The organism is Halococcus sp. AFM35, assembly GCF_051195015.1.
Classification (GTDB): domain Archaea; phylum Halobacteriota; class Halobacteria; order Halobacteriales; family Halococcaceae; genus Halococcus.
The window spans coordinates 1-659 of record NZ_JBNTJU010000108.1; the positions used below are offsets into that span (position 1 = coordinate 1).

Sequence of the window (659 nt, forward strand, 5' to 3'; positions counted from 1 at the left end):
GGTCGCTCACCCGGTTCGACGGTCGCCCCCAGATAGTACGAAAGCGGCGCGACCGCGTAGACCGCGCCGTACTCCCGCGGTACCTCGATGGTCACACCGGTTTCGGGCGGTTCCAGCCCCGCCAAATCGAGTGAATCGCCGAGTTCGACCGTCGGTGGATGGCCCCGCAGCGTTGGATAGGACCGTTCGGGACTGGTGGTTTTCAGCGCCGACCCGAACGTCGAGACCGCCGCCATCATCGCTTCGGGGTCGGCCGGCGTCTCCACGGTGGCCGCCGGCCGCTCGTGGTGGGAACGCGCGCCAATCGCTACCTCCCGCTCGCCGTCGAACGCGATGGTCATCCCCTCGGCGTCGGCGCTGATGCTGAGCGGGCTTTCGACCCGGAAATAGAGTTTTACCGGCGCGCTTACCTCCAAAACGTACTTCCCCACCGGGAGGTCCTCGCTGGCGTGATGCTCGGCGTGGGCCACCACCGCACCCGACTCGTCCCGGACGTGGACCGACACCACGCTCGGCAGTCCTATCCTTTCGGTCCGAATCGACACCGCGCTGTCGACCGGAAACCTGAACTGCTCGACTGAGGCCGGCTCCGGCACGACCGCCCCCGTCGACAACACGTACCGATGGCGCTCTATCGGGTCCACCACCGCCAACCCCTC

At 67.4% G+C, this 659-nt stretch carries 1 pseudogene; it reads right to left on the reverse strand.

What is annotated here, in order from left to right:
- A pseudogene (locus ACQUQO_RS18285) lies at positions 1-659 on the reverse strand (hypothetical protein); the annotation flags it as partial.